Consider the following 6,092-nt stretch of genomic DNA (forward strand, 5'->3'; position numbering starts at 1 on the left):
GAAGCATTGGATTATGTTTTGGCATTAGCCAAAAATGAGGGTTTTAAAACAAAAAACTTAGACGGCTTTGCCGGGTTTGCTGAATGGGGAGAGTCTGAAGATTATATTGGGATACTTGCCCATGTCGACGTGGTTCCTGCTCCTGGAGAATGGACAACACCACCTTATGAACCAACTATTCGAGAAGGAAAGCTCTATGCACGCGGTACCATTGATGATAAAGGACCGGGAATGGCTGCATTTTATGCGTTAAAGATATTGAAATGCCTTGGCCTTCCTTTAAAAAGGAAGATCCGCATGATTTATGGCACAGATGAGGAAAGCGGTATGCGCTGTATGAAACATTATCTTGACGTAGAACCCGCGCCAACTTACGGTTTTTCTCCTGATAATGAATTTCCGCTGGTGTACGCCGAAAAAGGGCAAATTAACGTGAAACTGACTTTAAGTGGCAGTGAAGAAGAAAAACATGGAACTATTTTAGTTAACTTTTCTTCGGGTGACAGGGGAAACATGGTACCTGGAAAAGCCGCTGCTGAAATTAAAACGAAACAACCTGAGGAACTTGTGAATCGTTTTAAAACATATTGTACGGAACAGGGGCTGCATGGAGAGGTCAGCAAGTCTGATGAAACGATTACTTTAACCCTTTACGGTAAAACCGTGCATGGTATGGAACTGCAAAATGGAGTGAATGCCGGACTGGAGTGCCTGCATTTCTTAAACTCATTAGGCTTTGCGGGTAGTGACCAATCATTTATCACATTTGCTGAAAACAGCCTATATAGAGATCCTTTTGGGGAAAAGTTGGGAATCCAATACAGTGAAGATGTGCTCGGACCTTTAACGGTTAATGCCGGCATTTTTAATTACAATGATATAGCTGGTGGCTCAATTCAGTTGAACATTCGATTCCCATTAAATAATGATTACCAACATACCATTGAAATGATCACGAAAAAAGCTGAGACCTGCCATTTTACAATCGCTGATGCGAAACAATTCTCTACACATTATATCCCTGCCGATCATCCAATGATTAAAACACTACAATCGGCTTATCAATCGATTACAGGGGATGAACCCACACTTTTAACATCGGGCGGGGGAACATATGCAGCGTTAATGAAAAATGCAGTGGCTTACGGTGCGCTTTTCCCTGGTAAGGTAGATAGCTCTCACCAAATTGATGAATTTATAGAAATCGATGATTTAATCAAAGCGACAGCCATCTATGCCAAAGCATTATATGAATTAAGCCACTTATAAAATCAAAGGCCAGGTATGTCGTTTAGCCAACAGGTCAACCAGAAAAATAAAATGTACCCTATAGAGTAGACACTTAAAAAGGTCTGCCCTATAGGGTACTTTATTTGTCATGATGAAGGAATAAAAGCTGGATGAGCCGAATAAGTCATAGTGATCATGGTTTTGTTGTATTCTCAAAATAAAAGAATGGAGTATTTCATTGAGAATATTTTTTCGTTATATGGCCGACAGTCGAAAATGAAGGTAATTTTATGCGTATGAATGGCTTTTTTCGAAATTGATTGAGGATTATTGTTATCGTCACCCGGAAATTTCGGATTACCCTGCCATGTTGGAGAGAATTAGAAGCTGGAGAGAAAGGTTTGTCCAATATGGAAGGGACCACTTGGATTTGGTTTTTACCTTTTTAGGACCGATTAATTTATACTATAGTCAGATTTTTTCTTGTCTTTTAACTTTGAAAGATTACACTAAACAGTGAGGAGATTGGTTGTATGCAAGTTGTAACCAAAATGTTTTTAGAACAACTCGACATGCATTGCCATGAGAATGATTGGTTTGCATCCATGGATCAGGCGCTTCATGGAGTCATCGCAGCTGAGGCAGCATGGACAAGTTCGGGAATCAGCAATTCGATTTGGCAGATTGTCAACCACTTGATATTTTGGAATGAAGACGTAATCCATCGAATTAAGGGCACAGCGAATCCGCATAAGGCAGAAGACAATGAAGAAACCTTTGGAAATCCGGGGGATCCAGAAGACGAAATTGGGTGGGCCCAGACAGTGCAGCGCCTTAATGAAGTCATGAATAAATTAAAAACGGTCATTGCGGACCTTGACGATGAAAAGTTAAAAGCTCCGTATACAGCTAACAGGTACTCTATTGAGCGTTTACTCAGCAATATCATGATGCACGATACGTATCATCTCGGCCAAATTGTTCTGTTGCGAAAGTTGCAATCCTCTTGGGGTGGCGTTGATTGGTCCTAAAGCACCGTAATTCAGCGACCTTCCTCGCCCAGCCGTAGAAGCAGTATTGACGGTGTGAAGCCCTTTTCATTCTCTATGGTGAAGCGGGTGATTTTCCTGCTTTATGGATGGCTAAACGGGTGTGTTAGTCAAATAAATTAGAACGTATTTGCAGAGCGGTCTTTTGCATATTTCATTGTTCAACAGTCGGGCGCTTTTCTTAAATAAGAAGGCGTCTTTTTGCATGTACAACACATTTAGGGATTGAGTTTAATGAGGTGTAAAAAAAGATTGTGAAGTCCTGTACTTAACCTGGGGAGATTTATTATTAAGTTGCAATATTAAATAAATGTTTGGGATTTTTTGAGGTATTGTTCAACTGAAGGCGTGCAAGTGCAAGGAGTTATTATGGCAATTTTTTTGTAAAAATAAGAATTTGAAAAATTGTACTTAAACTAAAGGGGTGCAATAGTTAAAGATAGATGAAGATCGCTGCGGCGGTCTTTTTTCTTGTTGAACTAACGAAGCAGGTTACTTGAAGAAAGAAATGTTTAATTTGTTATTGGATTTATAATGAAGGATTTTTTGGTGAAGGGGTTTTATCTAAATGGAAAATGTAAGATATTTAATCGAAACAAAGAAAACCTGGTTTTGATGAATCGGATATAAAGCTGGCTGAAGAAAAGTTAGGTGTGATTTAAGCCCTACTTTCTTTCCACTTAATTGTCCTAGGTTACTTCTTTTATTACTCCAATCACTGAAATGACAGAACCAATTGCTTGGATCCAACTACCTGTTGCTACCAATGATTCGGATTCGGATTGTCCATTATTTTTTTTATAATAGTCCTCATAATAATAGCCTATCTTTTTTTGTTTATTTTCATTATCATTTTCATCTTTTCTAATATTTTTTAGTGCCTCTGACCATCCTATTGCCTGTAATGAGTTTCCTATAAATTGTGTTATGCTTCCTACAATGTTTTCAGATTGGCCTGAGAAGGGAGGGAGATCAATTGCATCTCCAATATTAACCGCTAAACCTAAAGCTTGTATCCAGTTCCCTGTAATGAATAATTTATAGGATGCTTCTTTCCTGATGTCAAAAACCAGTCCTGTAATGACAGTAAGATTCCCACTTGCTGTAATTTCTTTTCCAACTGACCTAAGGACAGTCCCTTTTGCCTCCGCATCAATAGCATTTCCTTCAGCCTGTAAAACGTTTCCCAATAGAATTAAGTCATCACGTACGTTACTTTTTATATAGTTGGACGGCATAGAACCAATTGCAGCTGTTATTGTTCCCACAGATACTAGCACAGAACCTACTATTGCTTTAGAGTCGCTTCCCATTTTAACCACCAACCTGCCACAAGCTTTAAGTATATAAGAAAAAACCTTTATCGTAGTATTATGAATTAAGGTCCGAATGTGTACCTAATTATTAAAACTAACTTTCTTCATTAGAAAAGACCCCAAGTATTGAGGGGCTGCGTAAATTGAAGATCATGGGTTGTCATTGGAATTTCTTTTTCCTATTAAGGAACTGGCAGGTTAGTTGAAAAAGAAATGTTAAAATTAAGGTGTAAAAAGTTATTTATTAGGTAGTTAAAATTAGTAAGTTGGAGTGAATGATAGATGGAAAAATACACTTGTCCTTGTTGTGGTTATAAAACACTCTCCGAAGAAGAGAATGGTAGTTATGAAATCTGCTCGATGTGTTTCTGGGAAAATGATTATGAGATGAATGAAAACCCAGATTATTGGGGTGGCGCAAATGGTGTATGTTTAAGGCTAGCACAAAGAAACTTTCTTAGATTTGGAGTTAGTGAGAAAAAATATCTTGATAAAGTAGTTAAAGGCGGCTATAAAAAAGATCCTTCTTGGAAAACAGTGTGGGAAAATGAAGTTAAACTTAATGAAAAGAAAATAGTAGAAATACAAATAGAAGGTAACGTTTTGGAAAGTGGGTTTAAGGAATCTATTCATATTAATGAATTTTTAGACGAATTTACTGACTTTCTTGAAAGTAAGGGGTGGTCTTTTGGTGGTGTTATTAAACAAGTAAGTACTGAGATTGATAAAGATTAAATAAATAGATGATATGATAAATTATCTTCAACTAACGAGTGCGATTCTTCAATAACGAAGTATCGCTTTTTCTTATTCAATTAACGGATGCAAAATAGTTAAATAAGCAGTATTGGAATTCCTTAAATTCGGGAGGTAACAAATGGGAAGGTATCTTGTAGGGGTTGTAATGGTTATTTGTGGAATATTACTCTTAATCATTAACCAAGGTAATGACTTTAAAGAGGTCGAAGAATCAATAGTAATAGCTTATTCATTTCTAATAGGCGGATTTATTTATATAGTATATAAATTTATTCGAACGCGATAATTTCCTTCTTCCACTAACGGGTGCTTATGTTAAAGATGGGAGGGCTGCGGCTATCCCGTTTTCTTATTGTGCTAACGGGCAGAATCTTTCAATAATTAAAATGTATAGTTACCCTAGTAATAACGGGTTGCTGCTGAATGGATAACAAGTGGGTTGTATGAGCAACATCTTAAGTGTGTAAGAGAACAGCTTAAAATAAGGAGAAAGGTAATATTAGAGGCTTTAGAAATTCATTTAAAGGGTATTGCCACATGGGATGTACCAAAGGGAGGTTTTTTCATTTGGTTAAAAATACTACCAAGTTTATCAATGAGGGAACTTTATGTAAAGGCATTATCTGAAGGTATTCTTCTTAACCCAGGAAATATTTATGGTCAAGAATCCAACCGTTATCTTCGCATATCTTACGGCTATGCACCATTAATAGATAAAACGTTAATAAAGGTCGGGAAGAGAACTATGTAAAATGGTTACATAAGTAATAAAAATAAAAGCCGATGATACCTTAGTGTAAAGAAAATCGGCTCTTTCATACCAATAATTTTCGTAGCGTATATTTTCCCATTTTTCTTTGATTACTCCTTATATATCAGTCTTGAAATCCCCATATACAAGTTCACCTTCAAGAATTACATCATCCGGCACCGGAACATCGGATAATTCAGGAAACCATGTGGTTATCTGATTTTTGTGACGAGTCCACAGCGTTGTCTTTCCATTGATTTTACTAGCAATCATTCGAATGCCATCCAATTTAGGCTCAAATATATATTCTGAATCGTTAAAAGCGTGTTCCGATTTTTCTAATAACATTACTGCTATAAAAGACATGAAAAAACCACCAGACTTATCTACGTTGTTTATATATTCACAATGAAAAAAACCTATTTATTATAGTGAAATAGAAGAATTAGATCAAGATAACCGCTTCGAAATTAGGTATTCCAGATGTATCTGTTATGACCTTTACGTTTAACTTATAAAGACTGGATGGTGAAATGGCAAGCCGGATTCCAATTACCAGAACTCGCGAACCCTCCAGATTCAAATGATGGCCGTTCGTTTAATCGATTTGGCCTTTTATTTGGTGGCGAAGATAAAGAAAAAAGTAGAGGAATGAAACCAGAAAAGGACAGATTAATGGTCCTTTATTTTATTATTCCAATTGAGTTTTCTAAAGGATTCCTTTTCCATTTTATAAGTAAGTCTTTACAATTTCTCCTGCCATGAATCTCAGTTTTTTCAATTTTGGATAAAAATTTATGGTGGTCAAATGGTGGCAAAGTGGTGGCAAAACCAATCATACTGCCACCAATTACATCTGTTTAAATCATATATACGAAAAATAAAAACCTATTATATCAACGATTTTAAACTAAATCTGTTATAATCGGATTCGTTTTACAACCTTGACAGGGTTGAGGTCGGGGTTTGAACCCCTCACAGGTCATC

At 36.7% G+C, this 6,092-nt stretch carries 5 protein-coding genes and 2 pseudogenes; 5 read left to right on the forward strand and 2 right to left on the reverse strand.

Translation table 11 applies throughout. The annotated features are described in order from the left end of the window. Both pepV and V7137_RS24175 read left to right on the forward strand, forming a co-directional pair. Nucleotides 1-1,269: dipeptidase PepV (gene pepV, locus V7137_RS24170; protein WP_335700429.1), on the forward strand; the 1,269-nt coding region annotated here is incomplete at its 5' end. A 494-nt stretch (nt 1,270-1,763) separates the two neighbouring features. After that, nucleotides 1,764-2,261 carry a DinB family protein gene (locus V7137_RS24175; protein WP_335700430.1) on the forward strand — a complete coding sequence of 166 codons (498 nt, stop codon included), beginning with the start codon at nt 1,764-1,766 and terminating at the stop codon, nt 2,259-2,261. Nucleotides 2,262-2,968: 707 nt separating this feature from the next. Here V7137_RS24175 and V7137_RS24180 read toward each other — a convergent pair. Beyond that, nucleotides 2,969-3,592, reverse strand: a complete 624-nt coding sequence (locus V7137_RS24180; RefSeq protein ID WP_335700431.1) for a DUF6944 family repetitive protein — start codon at nt 3,590-3,592, stop codon at nt 2,969-2,971. A gap of 285 nt (nt 3,593-3,877) precedes the next feature. Between V7137_RS24180 and V7137_RS30780 the strand changes: the two are divergent. Together V7137_RS30780 and V7137_RS24190 are read left to right on the forward strand one after the other, a co-directional pair. Next, a pseudogene (locus tag V7137_RS30780) lies at nt 3,878-4,135 on the forward strand (CPCC family cysteine-rich protein); the annotation flags it as partial. A 628-nt stretch (nt 4,136-4,763) separates the two neighbouring features. After that, nucleotides 4,764-5,105: pseudogene (locus V7137_RS24190) on the forward strand (PLP-dependent aminotransferase family protein); the annotation flags it as partial. 117 nt (nt 5,106-5,222) lie between these two features. Here the strand turns inward: V7137_RS24190 and V7137_RS24195 are convergent. Beyond that, nucleotides 5,223-5,471 carry an ATP-dependent DNA ligase gene (locus tag V7137_RS24195; protein WP_335700433.1) on the reverse strand — a complete coding sequence of 83 codons (249 nt, stop codon included), beginning with the start codon at nt 5,469-5,471 and terminating at the stop codon, nt 5,223-5,225. Nucleotides 5,472-5,633: 162 nt separating this feature from the next. Here V7137_RS24195 and V7137_RS24200 point away from each other — a divergent pair, with 162 nt between their 5' ends. Continuing rightward, nucleotides 5,634-5,870 (forward strand): hypothetical protein, encoded by a 237-nt coding sequence (locus V7137_RS24200; RefSeq protein WP_335700434.1) that lies wholly within the window; start codon nt 5,634-5,636, stop codon nt 5,868-5,870. Nucleotides 5,871-6,092 lie beyond the last annotated feature (222 nt).

Source organism: Neobacillus drentensis (genome assembly GCF_036962765.1).
Lineage (GTDB): Bacteria > Bacillota > Bacilli > Bacillales > Cytobacillaceae > Neobacillus > Neobacillus drentensis_C.